Raw genomic sequence first — 999 nt, forward strand, 5'->3', positions numbered from 1 at the left:
ATTAAATACGCTCTTTCCAAGAAGTTGCGACTTGGTCTAAGACTTGGTTGAGCTCTTCAATGTTGCGACGACCTTCGGTACGCAACCATTCACGAGCTGCTTCTTCCCCATTCTTGATGTAGGCTTCTACAGATCCAGCCCAAGTTGCACGGCCGCAGAGGACTCCGTTAAAGTTCGCTCCTGCTTCATGCGCAAAGACTAAAGTTTCTTGGAAGAGTTTGGCAGAAACACCTGCACTCAAGTAGATGTATGGAAGGTTGGTTGCTTCTTCTTGTTCTTTAAAGAAGGCTGCAGCTTCTTCACGACTATGCAGGATTTCACCATTGCCAAAGCCTTCAACGTATTTAACGTTGACTGGAACTTCTACTTTCAAAACATCGATGTTAAAGCGGGAGTCTGAGAAGACTTTCATCGCTTCGATGACTTTGCGAGGTTTCACTTTAGCATATTCTACAGAACCTGCATCAGCGATTGTTTCATCGTAAGCCAAGATTTCAAGGAAGAATGGAATTTCTTCTGCCGCACATTCTGAACCGATGCGTTCGATGTAGGCTTGTTTTTCTTGGTTGAGTTCATCAGCACTATCCACATCATAGTAGAGCAAGAATTTCACTGCATCTGCACCTTGCTCTTTGATGCGTTTAGCTGACCAAAGGTTGAGGCAGTCTGGCAGACGCTTGGTGCTTGAAGTGTCGTAGCCAGTTTTTTCATAAGCCAACAAGAGCCCTGCTTCCGCATCCAAAACCTTAGTCGCTGGAAGTCCATACTCAGGGTCCAAGAGCATAGAAGATGCGAATGGTGTCAATTCTTCAGCCACTAGGACCTTCAACTCTTCCATTTGAGCAACGGTTGGTTCTGTGTCTTGGTATTGAGCCATTAGGCGTTTCAAGGCACCGCGTTGGTCAAAGGCCAAGGCTGAGATCACACCCTCTTTGGTGCTCAATTTTTCTAAATAGTTGCGTTTTTGTTCTGTTAATACCATCTTATACCTCTTTTACA

1 protein-coding gene is annotated in these 999 nt (G+C 45.0%); it reads right to left on the reverse strand.

What is annotated here, in order from left to right; translation table 11 throughout:
• Position 1: 1 nt before the first annotated feature.
• Positions 2–982 (reverse strand): tagatose-bisphosphate aldolase, encoded by a 981-nt coding sequence (lacD, locus tag LXO72_RS10125; protein WP_233332605.1) that lies wholly within the window; start codon positions 980–982, stop codon positions 2–4.
• Positions 983–999 lie beyond the last annotated feature (17 nt).

This window comes from Streptococcus sp. XMC (assembly GCF_021341835.1).
Classification (GTDB): Bacteria; Bacillota; Bacilli; order Lactobacillales; family Streptococcaceae; genus Streptococcus.

Coding starts and splice junctions, on each gene's coding strand:
- lacD (WP_233332605.1), bottom strand. CDS start 982: ATGGTATTAACAGAACAAAAACGCAACTATTTAGAAAAATTGAGCACC.